22 protein-coding genes and 1 other RNA gene are annotated in these 23,403 nt (G+C 41.4%); 9 read left to right on the forward strand and 14 right to left on the reverse strand.

What is annotated here, in order from left to right:
• The first annotated feature begins 54 nt into the window (after positions 1–54).
• Positions 55–1,443, forward strand: a complete 1,389-nt coding sequence (gene purB / locus ACSC9N_RS11030) for an adenylosuccinate lyase (RefSeq protein WP_010326336.1) — start codon at positions 55–57, stop codon at positions 1,441–1,443.
• 97 nt (positions 1,444–1,540) lie between these two features.
• On the forward strand, positions 1,541–2,197 hold the full coding sequence (locus ACSC9N_RS11035) for a DUF2238 domain-containing protein (protein WP_010326335.1): 657 nt from the start codon (positions 1,541–1,543) through the stop codon (positions 2,195–2,197).
• Between the two features lie 129 nt (positions 2,198–2,326).
• Here ACSC9N_RS11035 and ACSC9N_RS11040 read toward each other — a convergent pair whose 3' ends face one another.
• The 7 genes from ACSC9N_RS11040 to ACSC9N_RS11070 form a co-directional block, all read right to left on the reverse strand.
• Positions 2,327–2,578, reverse strand: coding sequence for a hypothetical protein (locus tag ACSC9N_RS11040; RefSeq protein ID WP_010326334.1), 252 nt, complete (start codon positions 2,576–2,578; stop codon positions 2,327–2,329).
• 175 nt (positions 2,579–2,753) lie between these two features.
• Positions 2,754–3,998 carry an FAD-dependent monooxygenase gene (locus tag ACSC9N_RS11045; RefSeq protein ID WP_010326333.1) on the reverse strand — a complete coding sequence of 415 codons (1,245 nt, stop codon included), beginning with the start codon at positions 3,996–3,998 and terminating at the stop codon, positions 2,754–2,756.
• Complete coding sequence (gene ubiH / locus ACSC9N_RS11050) at positions 3,995–5,203, reverse strand: 2-octaprenyl-6-methoxyphenyl hydroxylase (protein ID WP_010326332.1); 1,209 nt, start codon at positions 5,201–5,203, stop codon at positions 3,995–3,997. Before ubiH ends, ACSC9N_RS11045 begins: the two co-directional genes overlap by 4 nt.
• A gap of 375 nt (positions 5,204–5,578) precedes the next feature.
• Complete coding sequence (locus ACSC9N_RS11055; protein ID WP_010326331.1) at positions 5,579–5,968, reverse strand: tautomerase family protein; 390 nt, start codon at positions 5,966–5,968, stop codon at positions 5,579–5,581.
• A 92-nt stretch (positions 5,969–6,060) separates the two neighbouring features.
• Positions 6,061–6,987: a phosphotransferase family protein gene (locus ACSC9N_RS11060; RefSeq protein WP_010326330.1), complete on the reverse strand. Its 927-nt coding sequence runs from the start codon at positions 6,985–6,987 to the stop codon at positions 6,061–6,063.
• A 355-nt stretch (positions 6,988–7,342) separates the two neighbouring features.
• Complete coding sequence (pepP, locus tag ACSC9N_RS11065; protein ID WP_010326329.1) at positions 7,343–8,665, reverse strand: Xaa-Pro aminopeptidase; 1,323 nt, start codon at positions 8,663–8,665, stop codon at positions 7,343–7,345.
• An 80-nt stretch (positions 8,666–8,745) separates the two neighbouring features.
• Entirely contained in the window at positions 8,746–9,378 is a 633-nt protein-coding gene (locus tag ACSC9N_RS11070; protein ID WP_010326328.1) for a UPF0149 family protein, read from the reverse strand.
• A gap of 64 nt (positions 9,379–9,442) precedes the next feature.
• On the opposite strand from ACSC9N_RS11070, the gene ACSC9N_RS11075 reads away from it, so the two are divergent.
• The 5 genes from ACSC9N_RS11075 (at position 9,443) to ACSC9N_RS11095 (ending at position 12,239) form a co-directional block, all read left to right on the forward strand.
• The gene (locus ACSC9N_RS11075; protein ID WP_010326327.1) at positions 9,443–9,994 is read left to right on the forward strand and encodes a hypothetical protein; all 552 of its coding nucleotides are present in this window, start codon (positions 9,443–9,445) and stop codon (positions 9,992–9,994) included.
• Positions 9,995–9,996: 2 nt separating this feature from the next.
• Positions 9,997–10,281, forward strand: a complete 285-nt coding sequence (locus ACSC9N_RS11080) for a cell division protein ZapA (RefSeq protein WP_004694243.1) — start codon at positions 9,997–9,999, stop codon at positions 10,279–10,281.
• 99 nt (positions 10,282–10,380) lie between these two features.
• Positions 10,381–10,564, forward strand: a non-coding RNA gene (gene ssrS / locus ACSC9N_RS11085) — 6S RNA.
• A gap of 139 nt (positions 10,565–10,703) precedes the next feature.
• On the forward strand, positions 10,704–11,279 hold the full coding sequence (locus ACSC9N_RS11090) for an integrase arm-type DNA-binding domain-containing protein (protein WP_010326325.1): 576 nt from the start codon (positions 10,704–10,706) through the stop codon (positions 11,277–11,279).
• A 27-nt stretch (positions 11,280–11,306) separates the two neighbouring features.
• Positions 11,307–12,239, forward strand: a complete 933-nt coding sequence (locus ACSC9N_RS11095; RefSeq protein ID WP_131230075.1) for an IS5-like element ISAha1 family transposase — start codon at positions 11,307–11,309, stop codon at positions 12,237–12,239.
• Between the two features lie 60 nt (positions 12,240–12,299).
• On the opposite strand, the gene ACSC9N_RS11100 is transcribed toward ACSC9N_RS11095, so the two are convergent.
• The 5 genes from ACSC9N_RS11100 to ACSC9N_RS11120 form a co-directional block, all read right to left on the reverse strand.
• Positions 12,300–13,064: an energy transducer TonB gene (locus ACSC9N_RS11100; protein WP_010326323.1), complete on the reverse strand. Its 765-nt coding sequence runs from the start codon at positions 13,062–13,064 to the stop codon at positions 12,300–12,302.
• A complete protein-coding gene (gene tolR, locus ACSC9N_RS11105; RefSeq protein ID WP_010326322.1) occupies positions 13,061–13,507 on the reverse strand; it encodes a protein TolR in 447 nt (148 codons plus the stop codon). Before tolR ends, ACSC9N_RS11100 begins: the two co-directional genes overlap by 4 nt.
• A 12-nt stretch (positions 13,508–13,519) precedes the next feature.
• On the reverse strand, positions 13,520–14,218 hold the full coding sequence (gene tolQ / locus ACSC9N_RS11110) for a protein TolQ (protein WP_004694253.1): 699 nt from the start codon (positions 14,216–14,218) through the stop codon (positions 13,520–13,522).
• Between the two features lie 94 nt (positions 14,219–14,312).
• Positions 14,313–16,277 carry a phytase gene (locus tag ACSC9N_RS11115; RefSeq protein ID WP_439036035.1) on the reverse strand — a complete coding sequence of 655 codons (1,965 nt, stop codon included), beginning with the start codon at positions 16,275–16,277 and terminating at the stop codon, positions 14,313–14,315.
• Between the two features lie 79 nt (positions 16,278–16,356).
• A complete protein-coding gene (locus ACSC9N_RS11120; RefSeq protein ID WP_010326320.1) occupies positions 16,357–18,843 on the reverse strand; it encodes a TonB-dependent receptor in 2,487 nt (828 codons plus the stop codon).
• Between the two features lie 324 nt (positions 18,844–19,167).
• On the opposite strand from ACSC9N_RS11120, the gene ACSC9N_RS11125 reads away from it, so the two are divergent.
• Both ACSC9N_RS11125 and ACSC9N_RS11130 read left to right on the forward strand, forming a co-directional pair.
• Entirely contained in the window at positions 19,168–20,094 is a 927-nt protein-coding gene (locus tag ACSC9N_RS11125) for a diguanylate cyclase domain-containing protein (RefSeq protein WP_010326319.1), read from the forward strand.
• Positions 20,091–21,092 carry a helix-turn-helix transcriptional regulator gene (locus ACSC9N_RS11130; protein WP_010326318.1) on the forward strand — a complete coding sequence of 334 codons (1,002 nt, stop codon included), beginning with the start codon at positions 20,091–20,093 and terminating at the stop codon, positions 21,090–21,092. Before ACSC9N_RS11125 ends, ACSC9N_RS11130 begins: the two co-directional genes overlap by 4 nt.
• 73 nt (positions 21,093–21,165) lie before the next feature.
• On the opposite strand, the gene ACSC9N_RS11135 is transcribed toward ACSC9N_RS11130, so the two are convergent.
• Positions 21,166–21,855 carry a hypothetical protein gene (locus ACSC9N_RS11135; protein WP_010326317.1) on the reverse strand — a complete coding sequence of 230 codons (690 nt, stop codon included), beginning with the start codon at positions 21,853–21,855 and terminating at the stop codon, positions 21,166–21,168.
• A 35-nt stretch (positions 21,856–21,890) separates the two neighbouring features.
• A complete protein-coding gene (locus ACSC9N_RS11140) occupies positions 21,891–23,402 on the reverse strand; it encodes an alkaline phosphatase (protein ID WP_010326316.1) in 1,512 nt (503 codons plus the stop codon).
• Between the last annotated feature and the right edge of the window lies 1 nt (position 23,403).

Consider the following 23,403-nt stretch of genomic DNA (forward strand, 5'->3'; position numbering starts at 1 on the left):
ATGATCGACGGGCTTTTTAGTTTTACGTTTAATTCCAAAGTTTAAGGAATCGCTATGAACGCTTTAACCGCACTTTCTCCATTAGATGGACGCTACGCTAGCAAATGTGATGCGCTTCGTCCTTTCCTCTCTGAGTTTGGTTTAATCCATGCTCGTGTGACTGTTGAAGTGCGTTGGTTACAAGCGCTTGCAAACCGTCCAGAAATCACTGAAGTGCCTGCTTTCAGTGCTGCGACCAATGCTGCACTTGATGCAATTGTTGCTGACTTTTCTGAAAACGACGCCAACCGTATTAAAGACATCGAACGTACTACAAACCATGACGTCAAAGCGGTTGAGTACTTCCTGAAAGAAAAAATTGAAGGCATCGAAGAGCTTAAAAATGCGGGTGAATTCATTCACTTTGCATGTACGTCTGAAGACATCAACAACTTGTCGCATGCATTAATGCTGAAAAGTGGTCGTGATGTATTGGTTGCATCTATGCAGCAAATCATTGACTCAATGGTGGCATTGTCTGAAAAGCATGCTGACCAACCTATGTTATCTCGTACACATGGTCAGACGGCAAGCCCAACCACTTTGGGTAAAGAAATGGCAAACGTAGCTTATCGTCTTGCGCGCCAAATTAAACAGTTCAAACAAGTTGAGCTTTTAGGCAAAATTAACGGTGCGGTAGGTAACTATAATGCTCACCTTTCTGCTTACCCAGACATCAACTGGCCTGCACACTCACAAGCATTCGTTGAGTCTTTAGGCCTAAGCTTTAACCCATACACCACTCAAATTGAGCCGCATGACTATATGGCAGAACTGTTTGATGCTTTACGTCGTTTCAATACGATTTTGATCGACTTTAACCGTGACGTTTGGGGTTATATCTCGCTTGGTTTCTTCAAGCAAAAACTCAAAGATGGTGAAGTGGGTTCTTCAACGATGCCACACAAAGTAAACCCTATTGACTTCGAAAACTCAGAAGGCAACTTAGGCTTAGCCAATGCTGTACTGGCGCACCTTGGCGAAAAACTTCCAATTTCTCGCTGGCAGCGTGACCTAACGGACTCAACTGTACTACGTAACATGGGTGTTGGTTTTGCACAAAGCTTGATCGCTTTTGAAGCCTGTTTAAAAGGTATTGGTAAACTTGAACTGAATGCTGCACGTATTGATGAAGACTTGAACAATGCGCAAGAAGTTCTAGCTGAACCAATTCAAACGGTAATGCGTCGTTACAACGTTGAAAAACCATATGAAAAACTAAAAGCATTAACTCGTGGTCAAGCCATGACACGTGACATGATGGTTGACTTCGTCAATGGTAATGAACTTGAAGCTGTCCCTGCTGCTGACCGCGCACGTTTAGCGGAAATGACACCTGCAACCTATACAGGTAACGCAGCTGAACAAGCAAAACAAGTTGCTGACTTAATTTCTAAAATCTAATTTTTAGAAATTGAAAAAAAGCGGAGCTTAGGCTTCGCTTTTTTATCTATAATTCAAACAAGAATCTCCTATACGCATAATTGAAAAACCAATAAAAATGATGACAATCCTGAAAAGTAAAACAACGAAAGCTCACATTGACTATCAACTGAAAAAGCCGCATTGGATTGCGCTCATTGTACTCGCTGTCGCCATTGCTTTCGCATCGATCCACCCCCTTGAACTCAGCTCTTATATTTTGCATCAGGTCGGAACCGTATTCATGTTGGTGACGCTGATCATTTGTCTTTATAAAATGGGGCTCAGCTTAATCAGTTTTATGCTTTATATTGGATTTTTGCTGATTCATATACTCGGTGCGCATTATCTATATTCTTATGTACCCTATAATGAATGGTCAATTCAATATTTAAACCTCGACCTCAACCAAAGTTTAGGTTGGACGCGGAATATGTATGATCGCTTTGTACATTTAGCATATGGTCTGCTGCTCTACCCGTTTTTCTACCGTCTGTTTCAAGTGTGGCTGCCTCAACTTTCTAAACTCACCCTATTCTTGCTGGTCATTCAATTTGTGATGGCAAGTAGCCTCATTTACGAATGGATTGAATGGTTTATTGCGATGGGCTTATCGCCTGAAGATGCTGAAAACTACAATGGGCAACAAGGTGATATTTGGGACGCACACCAAGACATGCTTTTAGCCACAGTTGGTGCAATCATCACAGGCATAGCCTGTCTATTGAAAAAGTAATCATTTTGCCTACGATTCGTCTAGCACAACAATTAACGACGATACAGGACTCATTCAAGCGCAAGTGATTTGTACATCAGTTTTAAAAAACAAAAAAACACCACGTCAGGCGTGGTGTTTTTAACTCTCTTAGTCTTTCGCAGACTCATCTGTTGGCACTTCAGTAATTCGGCCACCGCGAGCAAGGAATGCCGCAACTTCGTCTTCAAGTGCTTGGCGTTGTTTTAATTTTGCAGTCACCGTAAGTGTTTCAGCTTCGGCAACATCACCATCACTTGCAGCATTATCAGAAGAATCTGATGCGCCTTTTTCCGCTGCTTGAGCTTCGTCTTCGTCGACTGTTGAGTCTTCTACATCATCATAATCATTTGAATCAGTCATCTTAATCTCCCCACAAATGACATTTTAGGTTCCCATGAATTACTGGTTTCCAATTATGTTGAAATTTAACAAGCTCTCAGCCTTTCGCATAGTCTTATTCAACGGAAAATCGTATCTTTTTTAATCAAAATCGTAATCTTATTTTACGACTGGCTAAAAAATAACACTTCCTTTCTTACACAGCATAACGCGTCTCTTTGAGCAACCCTAAACCATTGGCCTGTGCCATAAAAGCATCTTTTAATACAGGCAATTTTTCAACCTGTTTCAAACCAAAGTTTCGCGCCCATACCACAGGAAAGAGTTGTGTGGTTTCCATCCAACCGATGGCAGACATACTATGCATCATGGCATCATTTTGTCCTTTACGGCGGTGTTCATAACGCTTCAGTGTTTGCTCATGTGCCCACACGCCACGTGCTAGATCATGTAGTAATACATCACACAGTACAGCCGCATCAAGACAACCAATATTCACCCCCTGTCCTGCTAAGGGATGAATCACATGAGCCGCATCACCAATTAAAGCCAAGCCCGCTTTAACATATTGCTGTGCAGCACGTGCTTTGAGTGGGAAAGTGGCACGCGGTGTTGCTTCCAACACTTCGCCTAACATATGATGACTTTCTCGCGTTAACAGCTGGGTAAATTCAGCATCTGAAAGTGCAGCATATTCTTCTGCATAATCATCGGGGAGCGTCCATACGATAGACTGCCAATGCCCTGCTTGCTCTGGTTTTAAACTCGCCATTGGTAAAAATGCCAAAGGCCCCGTTTCTAAAAAAATCTGACGTGCAACGTGTTGATGAGGCTGTGCAGTGCGAATGGCACAGCTTAAACCAGCCTGTTTGTAGTCCAGCACATCGATATCGATAAACGCTTGTTCCCGTACAAAAGAGTTTGCACCATCTGCACCAATCACCAGTTTGGTTTTCAACACCGTACCATCGGCCAAATGGATATACCATAGCCCAACACCTTCTTCGACACGCGTAACTTTAACTTGGGTGCGGTAATCGTTGAGTACAGCAAGCATCTGCTGTTGAATCGCTAAATTAAGCAAACTTGGCTCAACCATAGAACCGAGGGCTTGTTCGCCATGTGGTTCCTGCTTGGACGCATGACCAAAGTTAATTTCACCATAGCCATTTTTATTCCACACCTGCATGCCACTATACGGCATCTGGCGGGCAATTTTATCCCAAACATCAACGGTTTTAAGTAGGTGTATCGTCGCTTGACTGAGTGCCAAGACACGTGGGTTTGCAACACTTAAGGTCTTGTGCTCATCTAAAATAGGTGCAGCATCCAATACGGTAGCTTGCACACCGCCTTGTGCCAAAAGCAAGGCGGTCAGTCCACCAACCAAACCACCGCCAATAATCACCACATCTAAAACATCAGTTTGAACATGACTCATGCTTTTAGCCCCATGGCATAGTTGGCAACGAGTGGTTTAATGCCTGGAATCGTATCAAATGCGACCAGACCAGTATTCCGAATAAACTTTAAGATTGGATTGCTATTGCTAAAGCCTCGTACCACCGAATCACAGAACTTAATTACGCGTTGTTGATCGGTCAAACGTGAAGCCTCATAGGCTTGCAGCATTACGGCATCGCCCAAGTCGGCATTTTGCGCAATTTGCTCCGTTAAATAACGTACTAAGACGTGCGCATCTCGCATACACAAGTTAAAACCTTGCCCCGCAACGGGGTGAATGGTATGCGCAGCATTGCCCATTAAGACCACTCGTCCTACGGCCTGCTTTTCTGCTAGTACTTGTGATAATGGAAAGCTAAAACGCTTACCTGTTTTTTGAAACTTTCCTGCACGGTCGCCATAAGTGTCTTGTAAGGCATCTAAGAAATGTTGGTCATTTTCATCGCCCAACCATTCACCTTCAGTACCTTTTTTCACAGGCCAAACCACGGAGCGACGGTATTCACCTGGAAGCGGCAACAGTGCCAATGGCCCTAAGCTACTAAAACGCTCAAAACCCACATGGTTATGCGGTTTTGAAGTTTGTACCGTGGTCACAATAGCGACTTGATCATAGTCATGCTCCGAAGCACCTATTCCTAAGGCTTTACGGCAGAATGAATCACGTCCATCTGCGGCAATGACAAGTTTTGCTTGCAATGACAGTTGTTCTTCTCCACGACTCGCTTCTATGTAGGCCATATCAGCATCTTGGGTCAGTTGGGTGACTTGTACACCATCAATCAGTTCAATGAATGGTTTCTTCTGAACTTCCGTCAGTAGTACACGACCGAGCCATGCGTTTTCTATGACCTGTCCGAAGCTTTCGACTTTTTCTTGTTCTGCTTTGAGTCGCGCCTTCCCAAAGCTACCTTGTTCGGTGATATTCACTTCTAAAATAGGTGTTGCATGTTCTTGTAAAGCGCTCCACAAACCCAGTTCTTGGTAAATTTGAACTGTCCGACGTGACAAGGCGCTGTTTCTTGCATCAAAGCTAGAGTGGTATGGTGCAAGGTTTACATCATCATAATTTGGGTATTTGATCGCCTCTAAAAGCTTCACCGCAATGTTTTGTTTGGCTAACATCAACGCCAGACTGAGTCCGACCATACCACCACCGACTATGATGACTTCTTGTTGCATGCTTCTATCCTTTTTATGGCGTACCTAAAGTCAAAAACTTCAAATACCTATAAGTTTTAATGGATTTATATTACATCAAAGATTTTCTTTTTTATAATGAAATGGATGTTTTTACGTACTTTCACCGTAAAGTGTCATGTCATGATTTCTGAAAAGACAGTCTTTTAAAGTTCCCTCAAAACTTCTTCAGGACACTGTTTAAACAGACTTATAAGAAATGTGCAACTTTAAACAAATAATGATCATGAAAAATGAATAATACATAAAAAAGCCCAACCACTTCAGATTGAGCTCTTCAATAAAACATAAGCAATTGAATTTAAAATGTAATTTAAAGGATTACTAATAAGGTGTATTATGTTATTTTTAGCAAATTTAAACATTTACCTTATAATTCAACTGTAGTTCATCCGCATTTCTCCCTCTAATGCCCCAGTTTTCTTTAGGAGTTTCAAATATAGTTATCTCAACATCATTTGAATCAATACCGCATAGATTGTTTATATTTTCGAATAGAGACCTAATAAATGCTTTTTTAGTCTCTTTTGTTCGTCCATCGAACATAGAAATTTCAATAATTATATAAGATTTACTGCGATCTACTGGATATACAAAATTCTTGGATTCTAGTGCGATAAAACGTTGAAACCTTTTCTCTTCAGGGTATTTTAATTCTTTAACTAAAGCCTGATGGATAGCTTTACTTAAATTATCACGATGTAATTCTATTGTTTCATTTAAAGCATAAATTTTTATCTGAGACATTACTTTCTCTAAATTAAAATCCTAATTTTAGCTTAGTTTCTCCCCTATTTAACATAATAGTGCTTATTCGAAACAAGAGTCTTAGAATCTAATCAAAGTATCTCTAATTCCTTTAATGCAATTCTCAGCGTCCGAATTGCGGAAGCACGAAAAAGAGGATTTGTCCCATCAGCGGAAGGATTTTTATCTGTCCAAGCGATTGCGGCAAGACATTGAATACCCACATAGAATAGAAATTTCATTTTAGGCACTGTCTGCTTATATGTACACTCCCAACCTTCTAAAAAAGCATTCCGTAATTCTAAATCAGAGAAATCTATATCCACCCAAATAATTTTGGCTAAATCATAAACCGCATCTCCAATACGAGCAGCGTCAAAGTCTATAATACCCGAAATCCGATTTTCACTGTCTGCAAGGATATTTCGACCAATATAGTCACAATGCAGTAAATGAAGCTGTGTCGGCTCACATATCGCTTTAGCGTATTTTCGTAACTCATTCAATTGGTCACAAAACTCATGATAATCAGATGACAATGGATTTATACGAGACATCCATTTTGAGATCATCAATTCTAATTGTTGCTTCCACAATACCCAATGTGTTGATAAGCCGTCTCGATCTTGCCAGAACCTCATATTCAATATGCGCGTTTGTGGAAGCGCACGATGAAGTTCGCCCAAAGCTCGTCCTACATTCCAAAGCAAAGAGATTTTCTGTACCCGCGTACAATTCTTTAATGCTTGATCGACTTGAGTACCTTGTATGGCACTCATGACAAGGATAGAAGAACCTTCCCATTCAAACTTATTTAATACATTTGGCGTTAGTGGAAATTCTTTGAGAGCTTCTAAGATTTCACAGTAACGATCATTAGCCGTTTGATTATTTGCTATTTTGATAAAGACTTCTCCTTGAAAGGATTGCCCTTGATACACTGAAACCCCATTTCTCTGTGTAACTAAATCTAACGTCTTTGCCTGAATTCTATGCTTTAAATCAGATAAATCTTTCATGCTGTCTAATTTCTGTTGTTAATAAAAATGATGATGAAATAACTAAAATTTTTTATTTATAAATATTAGAACTATTGCAAAAGTCAAAAAAACGATCATTTATTGGCAATATAATGAGTGTTGAATGTCACTTTCTCTTGGTGAGAACGTCAGGATGAGGGATGATTCTTCATATAAATCCTCTCCCTAGCCCTCTCCTTTGAAAAGGAAAGGGAACTTTCATTGTGATTTCAATACAGTTCAAAAAACGACTTATGCAAGAACACTATTCTACTTGTCTATTTAACAACTCCATAAACACCTTATAAAAAATAAAAGCCGATCTCATGATCGGCTTTTATACAGTAAATTATATTTATCGCGCCATTAACGCTTCAATCTCTTCTACCGACTTCACCACTTTCGCAGTCAAATTCAGTGGACCGTTTTTGGTTGCTACGATGTCATCTTCAATACGAATACCAATGCCACGCCATTTCACATCAACCGTTTCATCATCAGGTGCAATATACAAGCCTGGTTCAACCGTCACCACCATGCCTTCTTCATAGGTACGCCACACACCTTCTTGCTTATATGAACCAACATCATGCACATCCATACCGAGCCAATGTCCTGTACCATGCATATAAAACTGACGGAAACTTTCCTTTTGGATAATCTCTTCAATATCACCTTGCATAATCCCCAGATCAAGTAGGCCTTGGACTAGAATGCGCACAGCAACATTATGTGGTTCTTTATACGAGTTGCCTACACGCACTGCGTCAATTGCAGCAAGTTGTGCATCGAGAATTACATTATAAAGAGCTTTTTGCTCAGGGCTGAACTTTCCATTGACGGGGAAAGTACGGGTGATGTCTGAAGCATAATATTCATATTCACACGCTGCGTCGATCAGCACCAAATCGCCATCTTTTAGCTCTTTGTTATTCTCTACATAGTGCAAAATGCAAGCGTTTTCACCACCACCGACAATGCTGTTATACGACGGTACACAGCCATTTTGACCAAATACATAATTCAGCTCAGCTTCTAGAGCATATTCCATCATGCCTGGCTTAACAGTTTGCATGGCACGAGTATGCGCTTGTGCGGAAATATCTGAAGCTGTTTGCATCAATGCAATTTCTTGTTCTGACTTAAACAAACGCATTTCATCTAAAATACGATCGAGCTGTATCACTTGTGCAGGTGCAGCAGTCCCACGACGTGACTCACCATTGGCCGTCGTGATCCATTTTGCTACACGCGCATCAAATTCGGGCTGTTGCCCAATACGATAAAATAATTTTTCTTTGCTTAAGAGTTTTTCAATGATTTCTTCATCTAACAAATCTATCGCATACGCTTCGTCAGCTTCATAGTCGTCTACCGCACCATCCACACCTGCGCGGTAACCATTCCAGATTTCCATCTCGCGGTCACGTTCACGGCAGAACAAACTGTAGCTGTACCCGTCTTCATCGTCTTCGGCAAAGGTTTCAATAACCGCTACGGCTTCGGGCTCAGCAAAACCAGTCAGATAAAAGAAGCTGCTATCGGTACGGTATTTATAGTCTGCATCACGATTACGCATCGCCACTGGACTGGTTGCGATAATGGCAATACTGTTCGGACCCATTTGTGCAGCTAAACGGTCACGGCGTTCCTGAAAATCCACTTGCGTTAGTTTCATGTTTGATCTGTCTTTTTTATACCAAAGAATAAAAATGCCACGCGCACCCTATCATGTACGCGCAGCAAGTCTTATGCCAATCAGCTTGGGCGATGCGGCGTAAACATTTCTACAACATTGTTCGCTTCTGTTACAGAACGATCAATTTTTTGCTTGTTATGAAAGTGTTTAAGCAGCGAACTTTCATCAACTGCAATCTTTTTGCGGCCTACAGATAAGCTCACAGGAATTAAACGTACAAACTCGTATAACTCTTGATAGCTCTCTTCACCCTCTTCATCATCATCAGTTTCTTCAAACTCAACTGCCGCCACATCTTGTAAATGTTCGATAAGTTCCATTTCATCTGGGCGAATATGACCCGACGCCAAACCAAAGCCCAGCACTACGCCTGCGCACCAATCCGCCAAAGCTTGTACACGATCTGCTAGCGTATGAGTGTCATCGGGAAGTAACGGTAAATAGTCCAATTCATCGTCAGAAAGTGCATGTGCGACATCTTCTGCTTCATCGGCTAACAAAGCCAAAGCTTCTTCGCTTAACTCAGGAATTTCCAAAGTCGTGAGGATGTGTTGCCACTCTTCACGGCTCGGTGCCTGAGTTACACAAATGATACCCGTGAGTAAACCATGTAACTCACTTGGGCTAGAAATCTCTTCAATTTTAGAAAAATTTGGCTGCCATTCTGACCAACCTGAAATATCGTCTTGCATTCGTTTATCCAATCTCTATACTTCTTATATATTACCTTTGTTTGCAGCACTGTGCGACCACGATATGTTAGAAGAATTACAGCGTCTACAGGCGCATATTGGCGTTTTAAAAACGCGACTTGCTCATTTTGAAAGTGAAAATAGCACTTTAAATGCAGCTAAACTGGATGCTGAAGAACAGCACCGTTCTCAAGTTGTGCAAAAAAATGGCTTAATTACCCAGAAGCAAGAACAAATTGATGATTTAACTGAGCAATTAAGCAGCGCTCAGACCCAATATCAACACTTAAACACTGATGCGACTGCTTTGGCCGATCGTTATAGTCGTTTGGAAAAAAGTTGTACGGATTTAAAAAATCGCTTTCAGGAAATCTTGGCTGAACGTAATGAATTACGTGCAATTAAAGAAAAAATGAACAATGATCAGCGGCAAGCTCAGCAAGAAATCCAAGCACTTCAGCAAGAACGTGAAAGATTGTTACAAAAAAATGAGCATGCCAAAGCTAAAGTCGAAGCCATCATCCAACGTTTGGCTGTTTTAGGCACAGAGCAAGATCATCACGCGCAAGAAATTCAACAACTTGCCCACCCTACTGAAGCTGGCGAGGAAGTTTAATCATGAGCGAACCAATTACCGTTGAATTACGTGTCTTAGGTCATAGCTTTCGTTTAGTCACAACGGAAAAAGAAAAAGCCGACCTTGAACGTGCAGCTCTGCTTTTAAATGATAAATATGATGAGTTTCGCCGTAAAGCGCCACGGGTAGAACCCAGTAAAATTATCATTATGGTGGCACTAGAGTTAATGCAAGAAGTATTGTCGATGAATAAAACACTGCAAGAGTATGCACACGCAGAACGATTACTGGCAAATATTATCGATGACGTTGCGGAACTTGTTTAAACTCGACTGAATTGAATAAAGTATCAATACTTACTCCAGTTGTTTACAGTTCGTAGCGGTGTATGAGTTGCCATCAGCGTGAGATTCGTTATACTTAAGGCAACTCTGAGGTGTTCGCCAGCGGGTCTATTCCCCTGCCGATACTTAAACTTATGGATGTGTTCTGTATATTTAGAGTGTATGCCCACTTTCATGTGGGAAACCCAGCAAGTATACGTCGCGTCCACCTTGAACTCATCGGGTTCAGGGTAACGACACATGCAGCGGCATCTTCGGAGTACTTTAAGTGATTGTTTTTTAATAATCATGAACAAAATTTCTAAATTCTCTATCAAATTAATTTTCATTTTCTAGCCCTTTGTATACTCCATGTATACCAAAGATCTAATCACTAATTCAGCTAGTGCTGTTAGGAAATGAAAATGTCTAATAAGAAAGTAATTATTACCCTCTCGTTTGTTAAAAACCTGATTAAACAACTGTCAGATCCAAACGCGGAAGATTCATTAAAAGAATCAAAATCATATTGTTTTGATATTCCCACGGGTAAACAAATCTTCTTTCGTGACCTTAAACTTATTGGCTTTGCTATCAGGGCCACTCGCCATTCTCTGGTATATACCGTTGAGAAAAAGATGCCAAGTGGCGCTCCTTGTCGTGTAACCATCGGTGATCATGGTCTTTATACACCTGAAACAGCAAGGCAAAAAGCTACCGAGTACCTTCTAGAGATGTCCCAAGGGATAAACCCTAATGACAAAAAAGAACAGCTACGTCAAAAAGCTTCTCAGGAACGTCATAATCATCGGCAAATTCCGACTGTGTTAAATGCTCATAAACACTATATTGAATCTAAATCAGAGCTAAAACCCAATACAGTCGCTGTATATGACAGAGATATGAATCTGTATTTAAAAGATTGGCATCATTTAAAAATTACAGATATAACCATGGAAATGGTAGTTGAAAAGGGCTTTGTTGCACAAACCTATCTCTAAAGGCTTATTCCACAATATAATTCTCAAATGAATAAGCCCACACCTAAAATCTATCATACAACCAATTGGTCTTCTTATAACAGTGCATTAATAAATCGAGGAAATCTCTCAATTTGGTTTGATCCCAAGACTCAATGGTACGCTCAACCCAAAGGTAAACATGGTCGAAATCAAACTTATTCAGATACAGCCATCCAATGCTGTTTAATGATCAAATCCTTATTTCGTCTTTCTTTACGCATGGTCACTGGCTTTGTGCAAAATCTCATTCATCTTTGTAGATTAGATTGGACAGCACCAGACTATTCCACCATCTGCAGAAGACAAAAGCATATTGATATTGCAATTAACTATCAAAAAAGCAGTAATGGTCTCCAGCTACTCGTCGATTCTACTGGCTTAAAGTTTCTAGGCGAAGGTGAATGGAAGCGTAAGAAACACCAACCTGAATATCGTCGCCAATGGCGTAAACTTCATATTGGTATAGATGCTGAAACCCTTCAAATACGCGCTATTCAACTCACTACAAATAATGTGAGTGATTCACAAGTGCTTGGTGATTTACTCGATCAGATTCCACAAGATGAGCAGATTGACTCTGTCTATACTGATGGGGCTTATGACACCAAGCAATGCCGTCAAGTAATTGCAGACCGACAAGCACATGCGGTGATTCCGCCAAGAAAAAATGCGAAACCTTGGAAAGATACAAAGACCAGCTCGCTAGAGCGAAATGAATTACTTCGAACAGTTAAACGTTTAGGAAGAACAATATGGAAAAATTGGTCAGGCTATCATCGCAGAAGTCTGATAGAAACCAAGATGCATTGCATCAAATTATTAGGCGATAAACTCCGTGCGAGAAACTTTCAAAGCCAAGTCAATGAGATTCATGCACGTGTGGCCGTATTAAATAAATTTACAGATTTAGGTCGACCTCACACCCAAGTTGCCACTTAAATTTAGATAACTTGGAAGAAGTTTAGCTTTTGAATGTTTGTGCAACAAAGCCACATAAAATTAACTTTCAATACGATATTGGAAGGTATTTTTAACATTCGACACACTGGTCGGTTTGCCATCGACGAGACGAGGCTGATATTTAAAAGTGAGTGCAGCCTGAATCGAAGGTCGTACAAACATCGGATGACAATCGCCTTGTGCTTTAGGATTTTCTACCCGTCCTTTTTCATTTACGCTATACATCACTGTGCAATCCCCCTCAAGTTTACGATCCAAAGCTTGTTCAGGATAGGCTGGTGCTATTTTTGCAACAGGTTGATAATTTTTAACATCAAATGTTTCAGGATGAGTTTGTGCTTTGGGTTCTACTGATTTCTGGGTCTTTGTCTGAGTTGGTATATCCGCTTTAGACTGCGTATCTACTGTTTTCTGAGATTCAGCTGCTGCCGTTTGCTTTTCTGTCATGACTTGCTGTGTCGGTTTAGCCGCTGTAGGTACAATTTTGTTGCTCTGTGATTCTACAAACTTCTTGGTGGTTTTCGGTTGAACTTCAGCAGGTTTCACAATCTGTTTTTTTGGGACAGGCTCATGTAGCAGTTTTTCTTCGACTATCAGTTCAGGCTTTTTAGGTTGTGGTTGCTGTTTGGCAGGAGGTGGTATTTGCACAAATTGTAATTGAATGGTTTTCGGCTTAGGTTCCACCAATGTTTCATGCATCTCAACCGTACATAACCATGCAATTAGCGCAATATGCAATCCAGCCGTGACCGAAAGCGCTAGACCTTGATCACGAAACCTAATTTTGGAAACGGTTGCCATCATGATTGTGGTTCCTCTGTCACTAGCCCCAAGTTCGTTACCCCACTTTTTTGCAAGGATGCTATGGCCTGTGCAACCAGTTGATAATCGGCATCCTGATCGGCACGCACATAAAACTGTAGGCTTTTATCTTTTTGAATAATCGGAACGAGCTTTTGTTGCATACTGGCTAAATCAATGGCCTGATCCGTGACTTTCTCAGTATTCACTTCCGAACCAATATTCCAGTAATACTGACCATTGGCTTGAATAGATAAGGTCACAATACGCTGCTGTTGTGACGCGGGCATGACATTGGCATCCACTTTAGGCAAATCAATTTGAATGCCTTGTGTCAACATCGGTGCAGTCACCATAAAAATCACCAATAGCACCAACATGACATCAATATAAGGAACCACATTCATTTCAGCATTGAGTTTTAATTTTTGAGGACGCTTAATCATGGCTGTTGCTCCTTAACGCGAAGCGCGCTCAGTGTGCCCCAACAAACGATAAATACGCGTTTGCAACTCATTGGCAAAACCGTAATAACGACTGGAAAGCTTGTCAGCACGTGCCGAAAAGCGGTTATACGCGACTACCGCAGGAATAGCGGCAAATAAACCAATGGCTGTTGCAATCAGCGCTTCTGCAATTCCAGGTGCAACTGTATTGAGGGTTGCCTGTTCAACGGCAGACAGTCCAATAAACGCATTCATAATGCCCCAGACCGTTCCAAATAAGCCTATATACGGGCTGACTGAACCGACTGTTGCAAGAAAGGTCAGATTTTGCTGAAGCTTTTCTTCTTCTTCACTGATGCTGCTGAGCAAACGACGTTCTACCCCATCAATCACATCACTTGTAGTGAGTTGCTCATCTTTGATCAATTGATGGTATTCATCCACCCCATGTTGAAAAATGCTGACTACGCCTTTCTGTTGTTCAGGCTGTTGGTAATCTTGCTGTAAAAGATTGAGATCTTTTTGCTGTCTAAAATTCTTTAAAAAGCGGTTCCAAAGCTGCTCTTGTCCACGAAGTAACATACCGTGACGCACGATTAAATACCAACTTACTACTGAGGATAAAACCAAAATCAACATCACTACTTTCACCAACACACTGGCATGGCTAATCAACATCCAAACCGACATTTGATCCATTGTTGCTTGCATAACGCACTCCAATTTTTTACTGCATGGTGCAGTACATGTATATTTTTAAAATGGGCTGTGACTCTTTGCCCCAGCCTATGTACTAAAGCGCTATTTAGTCTAAATGCAGGGCTTGAGCGATTTTTTCCCATGGCACATATTTAAAGTTCTGATTGGTTTCAGGCATCCGTTTACGTCCATCTTGCACCACCAACATGCCTTGCTTACATTTGCCACCAAAATTTAGGGAACTCACATCTAGTCCATCTGTTTCAGACACAGCGTCAATGCCTTTGTCGATATTGATGCCTACACGAAATGCGCCACGAACCGTATAAGGTGCTGCGGCATCAAGCACCACAAAGCTGTCATTGCCTTGGCTTGAAACTACCAAATAACTTTGCTTTTTACCGTGATAAAGTCCCATTCCCTCAATGTCATCATGCATCACCTCTCCTACACCTATCACCTGCTGCATAGGGAGCTGAGTTTTTGGATTGAGATCTTTTACCCACACCGCGACATCTTCTTCACCCAAGAAAATACGTCCTGTGGCGTCGTCTACGACACAGCCTTCAGGTTGGGTTTTAACTGAAAAACGTTGTACTTCTTCAGCCCTTAATTTTTGCTGCGTAGCGGTAATGTGGTATTGAACAAAAGTCCCGTTTTTATCGTTTGGAATGGCATAGATTTCACCTTGAGCATCGCGATACATACAAATGCCGTAGATGTCATCTAAAGTCGTTGGTAACTCACCAAGCACAAAGACCCTGCCTGTTTTTGGTTGAATCGCAAATACATGTAAGCTGTTGTGGTCTCGGTTCGATGCCACAGCCAAATCAACCGTTTGATTACCCCACTTAAAGCCATGGCGTACATCGACATTATTGAGTCTCCCGACTGGCAAATACTGTACAGCTTTACCTTGTAGGTCATTGACTTGTAAGCCGCCTTGTTTATCTGTCGCTAAAATACGGGATTGACTCGGCTGTGTGGCATTGTGCCAAATAGCAGGATCATCAGCCGCATCACCTGTACTTGGCACACCCTCTGTCTGCACTTCTGCAGGGATAGTGATGATACTTTGAGCTTTGGTCTGGGTCTGAGTTTCCCATTCAACATCGGCTGCTTTCACCGTTTTATCATCTAAAATCAGTAGAGATTTATCGGTTAAATTTCCGCGAATACTCAGACTTTCCGCCTCCTTTAAACCACTCAGCTGTAATGGTTCTAGGATGTTCCAATGCTTGTCTTGTTTTTGATAACGATAAAGCAGTGGTTTTTCTTCATCAAGCACCGCAATGTGATCATCCACAATGCTAATTGCGGATGGTGTCCCTTGAATCGAGCCAAACGGTTTTACCAAATCGACTGCTTGGCGCACCATATCTGCTTCAGAATGGGCAGGATAGACCCAAACACCGACATTTTCTTCATTGATTAAGAGTTCTGCACTAGTATCATTCACCTTGCAAACAGTACTTGCAGGTGGAAAACTTAAACGACGTACCAACTGCGGCAGGGCCAATGCTTTTTCACGATTCGCCACAAGCCACTGCTCACCTATCCCTTCTTCACCGACTAAAAAGGCAAAACTCAAGCCTTGAGCATCGGTGTATAGACAAACATCTTCGGACTTAAATGAACGCTTTGGAATAAAGCTGGCTTTGTCCCATACTTTATTTTTTAAGTTCATGCTCATCAGTTGAATTTGCTGTTGTTGCAAATTCGATGCAGCAATCAATAAACGCTCCGAACCAATCCGGTAATCAAAACGTCCAAACTGCCCTTGAATGTGATGCAATACATTTTGTTCATCATCTAAAAACTGAAGACCTTTATTCTTACTGCTCAATAGAGCTGTCACTTCTGGCCATGTACTTAAGCTCAACCATTGCACATCTTCAGTTTTAGCTTCATTTGTATCAACTTCGCGTAATTGGAGCTTTTCTGCTGTTGGCTGATCCACCGTTAATGGTTGTGAGCTTACAGGAGATGGAGAAACACCATGCTGACTACATGCTGTCAGTAACACTATGCAACTTGTTAAAACAGACAATTTAAAGCTTGAAAAATTCATAAAATTACTCAAATTTGGGCAACCATATCTCGAGGTTTTCTTCTCAACAAAGAAAACCTGAGCGTTTATTTAGTGAAATTTAAAAATGGGTGTAAGTCAGAGCAAGCTTATAGGCTGGGCCATATTCTTCATACTGCGCGTTGTAAGCCTTCGCACCTGCGTAGTTGTAATAGTGCTCATCGGTGATGTTTTGTACATCAAACTTTAATTGTAAATTTTTTGACAAATTCAGATGACTACTAAAGTCGAGAAAGACTTGCTCATCGGTATAAGTATCTTTTTCAGGCGTATCAATATCACCTAACTCATATAAATAGCTAGACTTATAGTTTGCAGACAAACGTACGCCGAAACGCTCATTTTCCCAACCAATCATGGCATTGCCTACCACATCCGACTGGTTTGGTAAATGAATACGACGGCTCAGAAGTTCGCCATCTTTCATCGAATCAATATCTGCTTCTGACTTACTAAAGGTCGTATTAAAGCCCAGCAAGAAACCATTCCAAGGCGCTCCTAGATGGTCAAACTTTTGTGAGTAGGCAAACTCCATCCCGTACAGTTTTGCTTCATTACCATTTTTATAGGTAATAGCTTCATCAAAGTCAGCCCATTGCCCTGTTCCTGCAATATTGGTGTTATAAATAAAGTTATCGATATCTTTATAAAATGCGTAGAAACCCACCATACTGGCTTTGCCAAAATACTTTTCTACACCCAGATCAAAGTTAGAAGACTCTAAAGGCTTTAACATTGGGTTACCAAACTCAGCTTCATCACCATCGATATAGACACCTGGTGCACTTTGCGCAAAGTTCGGACGTACCACACTATTGGTCCAAGCGGCACGGAGGTAAGCGTTATCGGCCAATTGATAACGTAAATGTAGGCTTGGCAACCAATGATCATAGTCATTTTTATATTTAGTCGCAGTGATCACATCATCGTTGAACTCAAAACCACGTGCTTCAAAGTTGGTATTTTCATAACGTAAGCCTGCAATCACACGCAGTTGATCCAAATCAACGGTATTCATGACATAAGCCGCTTGTATGTCTTCATTCGACTTAAAGTCATTAATGATTGAACCGTCAGCAACCACATAATCATTTGGATTTAATCCACTGATTTTATCTTTAATAGCGTTTTTATTAATGGTTGGACCAAACTGACCCAGTTCATAATGGCTGTTTGAATTGAAATCTGAACTTGACGTACTGAGATCTTCATATTTCCATTCATCGGTATTGTTGGTTTTTTCACGTTGGCTGATTTTTCCGCCGAACTTCAATGCAGCAGCATAATTCCCCAGCATATAGTCTTTCAAAAAGTCTAATTTACCGTTGTATTCTTTATCGGTGGTTTTAGATTTTTCCCACGACACCGAATCTAACTCATAGTTGGCCGCATCATAAAAATCTTGGTCTGCCGTAATTACAGGTTTTTGCGTACTATTAAATCCAACATTACTAAAATCACCTTGGTATTTTGCCCCCGAAATTCCCCCTGGATTTTCCTCCGATGCTTCGCTATAACCGAGCTGACCTTCCACCGTCCACGTGCCAAAACCTTGCTTACCACCGAGGACAAAAGACTGTATTTCTTGTGTTTCTTCACGGCTCTTCAGTGAACGAGTCACTTCTGCATCACCACGCTGGCCTGCAAGTTGTGGATCAGAAAATTCAGCCGCCACTTCCTGACGTGATTCAGTGTCTTTAAAGCGACTATATAAAGTTCTTAAATAGTATTCGCCTGTGTCATTCGGACGGTAATCAAAGTTTAAACCCGCACCAATGCGCTCACGCTCGATGTCATATTGACGCATTGCGGTTTCTTCAAGTGCGTCACCATCCCAAGCCCCACCCGTTTCAACATTGTCCGAGCCAAATTTTCGGTTTTGATAACTCAGTGCCAGTGCCACCCCAAGGTTGTCTTGCCCCTCACCAACACTGAAACGATTACTGAGAGCACCAGATGCTTTAGGGCTATATTTTTCCCGTTTTTCATCATAACCACCTTCAACCGTTCCCGTATAAAACAAACCGTCATGGTCAAAAGCCGATAAACTTTCAACCTGCACCGTACCACCTAATGAGTTGGCATCCATGTCTGGTGTCAGCGTTTTCACCACAGCCAATGACTGTACTAGCTCTGAAGGTAAGACATCCAATGCTACGCCACGGCGATCGCTTTCAGGTGCAGGAACCAAAGTACCATTGATGGTTACTGCATTTAAGTCAGCGCCTAAACCACGAACGGAAACAAAACGTCCTTCGCCTTGGTCACGCTCTGTAGATACACCTGGTATCCGTTGCAACGCTTCTGCGGCATTGTCATCGGGTAATTGTCCAATGCCATCGGCATGTACCACACTGCTGATTTGGTCGGCACGTTTTTGTTCTTTGAGTGCTTTATCCATACTTGCAGCTTGACCAATGACCTGTACATATTCCACCGTGTTATCTTCGGCATGTAGATGCGTCATGCTCAGCATTGACAGGACCAATGTGCTGAGCTGAAAACCCGCACGCTTATGTTTCATGAAACGGCTCTGATTATTTTGCATTATGTTCTTCCCCTCAAGCCAAAGTGGCATGGTTTGAACGCACAATAGAAATTGAATGTGAACATGATGTGACAGTGCCTTTTACGATCTGCCCTTTTTATTTGTTTTTGGCCTTTTTCAGCAAAAAGTGAGCTAATTTGATCTGTATAGAGAAAATACTGAGCATACAGAATGATGCATATTCCCCTCAAAGATAGGGTTTTTCAGCATTTTTATTCTCAAAAATCAAAAATACCCTGATCTATTTTGACCCTAGCCATTGCCATCAAACTGTCATCTAAATCTGTTTAGCTTGGGCGAAAATAAATCATTTCAAAAAATGCTATGCCTAAATACTTTGCTTACTACCGCTGGCCTTTATTATGTGTAGCGACTGCCTGTAGCTTATCCCTTTGGTTGTTTATCTTACTTGGGCAGAGCAAGTCATTTGCTGAATGGAACTGGGTCGATATTTTAGGTGAAGGGGGAGCAACTGTTTTTATTGGTATTTGGATTTTCTTTATTATTAAAAGCCGTCCTTTGGGCCGTGTAACCAACTATATCTTTTATGGACTGTGTTTTATTTTTTTCCACATGTGGATGGACAGCTTAGATGAGTTTATTCGCCTGCCTAAAGAAATCATGTGGGATGCATGGCTTGAGTCCATTCCTTTTCCAATTGGACTGTGTCTATTTACCATCGGGATTTATTTTTGGCATCAAGAAGAACTGGCGATTTCTAAACACATGCAAAAAAGAGAACGCATTTATCGGGATCATCGCTTATTCGATGCACTCACCCCTTTGGCCGATGCTCATTATTTTAAAACACAGCTCAAAGCCGCAATCGAGCAAAACTTGCATGAACCCAGCGACATGTCCGTCATACTGCTAGATATGCATAATTTTAATCAGATTAATCAAACACATGGCTTTGATGAAGGCACATCTATTTTACAGCATGTTTCACAATTGATTAGCTTAAACTTACGACCACAAGACCTGCTCTGCCGCTTCGCAGGAGATCGTTTTATTATGTTGTTACCAGAGACTAAGCTACAACAGGCTGAAAAAATGGCTGCTCAACTTGAACGCATGCTTATGGTCAGTGCTTATTATCAACGTGATCTGTCCGTGCACATTCCTCTAAAAGCACTCACGACCTGCTGCGCTGTCGGACAATACCAAACTGTCCAACAACTCTTGAGTGCCTTAAATCAGCAATTGCTCCAAGTGAAGCAGTACTACTCACCGAAGCGAGTCATGGTATGAGCTTTGAATGCGACTACAGCTACATTCCTGCGCATCATCAATTGTCTATTTTAATTGATTTGGCAGCGAGTCATGAAGTCGAACATCACGTCCTGCTCAGTGGCAGCAGTATTTTCTTAGAAGATATCTTTTCGGGGCAAAAACTAATTAGTCAACAACAGTTACAACAGGTTTTAAAAAATGCTGAACAGTGTTTTCGCAATCAGGACATCAGTTTCTTATTTGGTCAGCGCAGTTTAACCACTCCCTTTAATGACGCCATTAAATCCATGCTTTATGCATCGACCTTCGATGAGGCACTTAGCCGTTATTTAGAATTTTCCGCGTCCGTTTCACCATGGTTATGCCCTCGACTCATGTATAGTCAAAGCCATATTCATATTTATTGGTTAGATGAAAACAAGCTTGAAAATCGCTTTTTAATCGAAAGTGCAATGAGTGCAATACAAGCGTTTAGCCGTCAACTGTACCAAGCCAAATTAGCGTGGAAATTCGAGTTTAATTTTTCTGAACCGGATTATATTGAACAATATTGGACACATTTAGGCAGTGCTTTAGAGTTTAATCGCCCGATCAACATGATGAGCCTACCTCGCGATTTGATTTATGAAAAACTTCCCAATGCCTCTTCGACCTTAGCTTCAATCAGTTATCAATATGCGCTGAAAGAAATGACAGCTCAAAATATTCAACAGAGTTTTTTGCTCAGTTTGCACCAATATTTAATGCAGAATATTCAAAATAATATTCAACTTGAACAAACCGCTGACTATTTTCAAATGAGTTCTGCCACCTTAAAACGTAAACTGAAAAAGCATCAGACCCATTTTCAAGCGCAACTCGATCAAAGTCGTTTGCATACTGCCATCATTTTATATCGTGTACATGGTTTTAAAACTGAACAGATTTCTCAGTATTTACAAATTAACGATGCCACTAATTTTCGACGTGCGTTTAAGCGGTGGAGTGGTTTAACCGTACAAGCGGCACAGTCCTAAGCGCTTATTTTTCCCAAAAAAATCACGGGTATTTCTATTGTAACGTCGAAATTAAAAGTCAAAAACTCATCGGCTAATCACTAAAGTCCGCATAGTCACGTTCGCTGTATTTTTCTGTTTGTGTCCAAGGTGTAGCAACATGTTGGCCAATTTTGCGCACGGTAAAGGTTTTGGCATAGCCTGAGGTCGGTTTGAGCAATTCATATTTTTGAACCAGTTGATCCTGTTCACTCCATATAATATTCAACGTTTGCCCAGCACTGCGTATTTGATAATGCGCTAACTTCGAATCACGTTGAATCAATTGTGCTCGCTTTAAAATGTCAGGATGAATCAAACTATATTCACAGCGCCAACAGTTTTTCATCCCTAGCATTTCTTGATCGACATCCTGCAATTGCACCCGCATTTTTTCATCTGGCAAAATATAAAAACGCTGAAACGGACTTTCTACGTTTGCTTGCCCGACTACATCTTTGCGCTGCATCCACTGAATTGCACTGTCAAAACTCACATGCTCATGGGTGTCTGTTTTGGCAGACACATGAGTGTTGCTATGTATCTGGGCTTCGTCAGCATGCGTTTGTGTGTTTAAACGTTCAATCCAAATATTTTGCTCATCTCGAATTATTTTCTCACTGTATTTTTGAATGGTCGTGACCCCATTGGCATCCAACCGTTCAATCTGATAATCAATACGATATTCATCGGCCGACCATACCCATGGACTGAGCAAACTGAAAGACAATGCTAAGAATTTCATTTTGAATTTGAACGGCCGTATAAATCTTGTATCCATTAGAATCCAAACGCCTTTTTCAATTGCTCAAATACCCATGTATTTTCTTGTGTGCCTTTGAATAGATTTGAATTCTTTCCTTCAGCAAACAGCATCACATCTCCGCCGCCATGTGTTTCGCTTTTCGTCAGTTGTACCCCGACTTCTTGTTTATAGTCGTCAGCAAAGGCTTGCTCGTTGCTAATACTGTCACGAATATCTAAACGTTTACCCGTACCATTTCCAAAAACAAGCGTCGTTCCTGTTGCCCCATTTACATCGCGGTATGGATTATGTACTTGGCCATCAGCCAGCACTTTGCTGTAAGCATTTTGCTCTTTTGCAATATTATAGTCATAGCTCAGCCCCAAAATACCTGGATTAGTTTCCGTCGTTTGACCCGTTCGTGCGGCATAACCATTAAAGGTCATCACATGGTCATGGTCTGCCGTCACTACAATCAAGGTATTGCTCAAATCCACTTTATCCAGTGCAGTTTGAATTGCATCATTAAATGCCTTGGTTTCCTGCAATGCCCGTTTGGCATTATTGGCATGTAGCGCATGGTCAATACGCCCACCCTCAACCATCAAGAAATAGCCTTGTCCATGACTCTGTGCTTGCAGTGCATCAATCGCTTTACTGGTCATCGCCGCCAGACTCGGTTCAGTCTCTATATTCTTCTTGAGTCGATCCAAATCAAAATTTAAATGCGACTGTGTGGAGAACACGCCGAAAATTTTCTGAGTATTGACCGTCTGTGCCAAATCACTTTGGCTTAAAACGGTTTGATAACCCTGCTGTTTAAACTCTGCCAATAAATCACGACCATCCAAGCGCCCTTTGGGGTTAGAGACTGCATCATAAGGCGTCCAATGATTTAAGCCGCCTCCCATAAGGACATTAATGCCATCCAATAAGTTTGGATTATAAGCTTTACCTTTTGGAACAGCTTGAAGCGCTATATCGTATTGCGCATCACGGTGACAGATATGTGCATAGGTTGCCGCAGGTGTGGCATGGGTGAGTTCGGTCGTCGTCACTACGCCAACCGCTTTACCCTGCTTTTTTGCCAGTTCTAAAATACTTAACGCAGGCATCCCTGCGACCATACTACTGCCCTGTTCTGGACAACGGTTGATGGCTTTCGCTAAGCTTTTGCCATTCGGCAATTTTCCTTCTTCAGGTTCGACCGCAACCGTTCCTGTTGTCATGGCAATCACTTCATTTTTATTTTTCTGCCCAGTCATATAGGCGCCCATAGAGGGAGCGCTATCTGTGGTTTGACCATCCTCAGAATAGGTTTTAATCCTTGCTGCGTGCTTCATGCTGTCCATGGCCAGTTTGCCATTTTCCCCCACAGCATAAATACGACTTGCCGTCACTGTGGTTGGTCCCATGCCATCGCCTAAAAAGAATATAACGCTTTTCGTCGGTGTAACTGTGGTGTCCGCAGCATACAAAGCACTTGAAGAAATCGACGCTGTAAGCAGAAGCATCATGTATGGGATGGTTTTTAAAGTATGTTTCATG

The organism is Acinetobacter sp. PC34 (assembly GCF_051789135.1).
Classification (GTDB): domain Bacteria; phylum Pseudomonadota; class Gammaproteobacteria; order Pseudomonadales; family Moraxellaceae; genus Acinetobacter; species Acinetobacter johnsonii.

What these genes read in the sequence shown, in the direction of transcription:
- pepP (WP_010326329.1), bottom strand. Translation starts at nt 8,665, where the DNA reads ATGAAACTAACGCAAGTGGATTTTCAGGAACGCCGTGACCGTTTAGCT.
- ACSC9N_RS11075 (WP_010326327.1), top strand. Translation starts at nt 9,443, where the DNA reads ATGTTAGAAGAATTACAGCGTCTACAGGCGCATATTGGCGTTTTAAAA.
- ACSC9N_RS11135 (WP_010326317.1), bottom strand. Translation starts at nt 21,855, where the DNA reads ATGAAATTCTTAGCATTGTCTTTCAGTTTGCTCAGTCCATGGGTATGG.
- ACSC9N_RS11040 (WP_010326334.1), bottom strand. Translation starts at nt 2,578, where the DNA reads ATGACTGATTCAAATGATTATGATGATGTAGAAGACTCAACAGTCGAC.
- ubiH (WP_010326332.1), bottom strand. Translation starts at nt 5,203, where the DNA reads ATGCAACAAGAAGTCATCATAGTCGGTGGTGGTATGGTCGGACTCAGT.
- ACSC9N_RS11125 (WP_010326319.1), top strand. Translation starts at nt 19,168, where the DNA reads ATGCCTAAATACTTTGCTTACTACCGCTGGCCTTTATTATGTGTAGCG.
- tolQ (WP_004694253.1), bottom strand. Translation starts at nt 14,218, where the DNA reads ATGCAAGCAACAATGGATCAAATGTCGGTTTGGATGTTGATTAGCCAT.
- ACSC9N_RS11100 (WP_010326323.1), bottom strand. Translation starts at nt 13,064, where the DNA reads ATGATGGCAACCGTTTCCAAAATTAGGTTTCGTGATCAAGGTCTAGCG.
- ACSC9N_RS11035 (WP_010326335.1), top strand. Translation starts at nt 1,541, where the DNA reads ATGATGACAATCCTGAAAAGTAAAACAACGAAAGCTCACATTGACTAT.
- ACSC9N_RS11045 (WP_010326333.1), bottom strand. Translation starts at nt 3,998, where the DNA reads ATGAGTCATGTTCAAACTGATGTTTTAGATGTGGTGATTATTGGCGGT.
- ACSC9N_RS11095 (WP_131230075.1), top strand. Translation starts at nt 11,307, where the DNA reads ATGAATAAGCCCACACCTAAAATCTATCATACAACCAATTGGTCTTCT.
- ACSC9N_RS11140 (WP_010326316.1), bottom strand. Translation starts at nt 23,402, where the DNA reads ATGAAACATACTTTAAAAACCATCCCATACATGATGCTTCTGCTTACA.
- purB (WP_010326336.1), top strand. Translation starts at nt 55, where the DNA reads ATGAACGCTTTAACCGCACTTTCTCCATTAGATGGACGCTACGCTAGC.
- ACSC9N_RS11115 (WP_439036035.1), bottom strand. Translation starts at nt 16,277, where the DNA reads ATGAATTTTTCAAGCTTTAAATTGTCTGTTTTAACAAGTTGCATAGTG.
- ACSC9N_RS11055 (WP_010326331.1), bottom strand. Translation starts at nt 5,968, where the DNA reads ATGTCTCAGATAAAAATTTATGCTTTAAATGAAACAATAGAATTACAT.
- ACSC9N_RS11120 (WP_010326320.1), bottom strand. Translation starts at nt 18,843, where the DNA reads ATGCAAAATAATCAGAGCCGTTTCATGAAACATAAGCGTGCGGGTTTT.
- ACSC9N_RS11090 (WP_010326325.1), top strand. Translation starts at nt 10,704, where the DNA reads ATGTCTAATAAGAAAGTAATTATTACCCTCTCGTTTGTTAAAAACCTG.
- ACSC9N_RS11080 (WP_004694243.1), top strand. Translation starts at nt 9,997, where the DNA reads ATGAGCGAACCAATTACCGTTGAATTACGTGTCTTAGGTCATAGCTTT.
- ACSC9N_RS11070 (WP_010326328.1), bottom strand. Translation starts at nt 9,378, where the DNA reads ATGCAAGACGATATTTCAGGTTGGTCAGAATGGCAGCCAAATTTTTCT.
- ACSC9N_RS11130 (WP_010326318.1), top strand. Translation starts at nt 20,091, where the DNA reads ATGAGCTTTGAATGCGACTACAGCTACATTCCTGCGCATCATCAATTG.
- ACSC9N_RS11060 (WP_010326330.1), bottom strand. Translation starts at nt 6,987, where the DNA reads ATGAAAGATTTATCTGATTTAAAGCATAGAATTCAGGCAAAGACGTTA.
- tolR (WP_010326322.1), bottom strand. Translation starts at nt 13,507, where the DNA reads ATGATTAAGCGTCCTCAAAAATTAAAACTCAATGCTGAAATGAATGTG.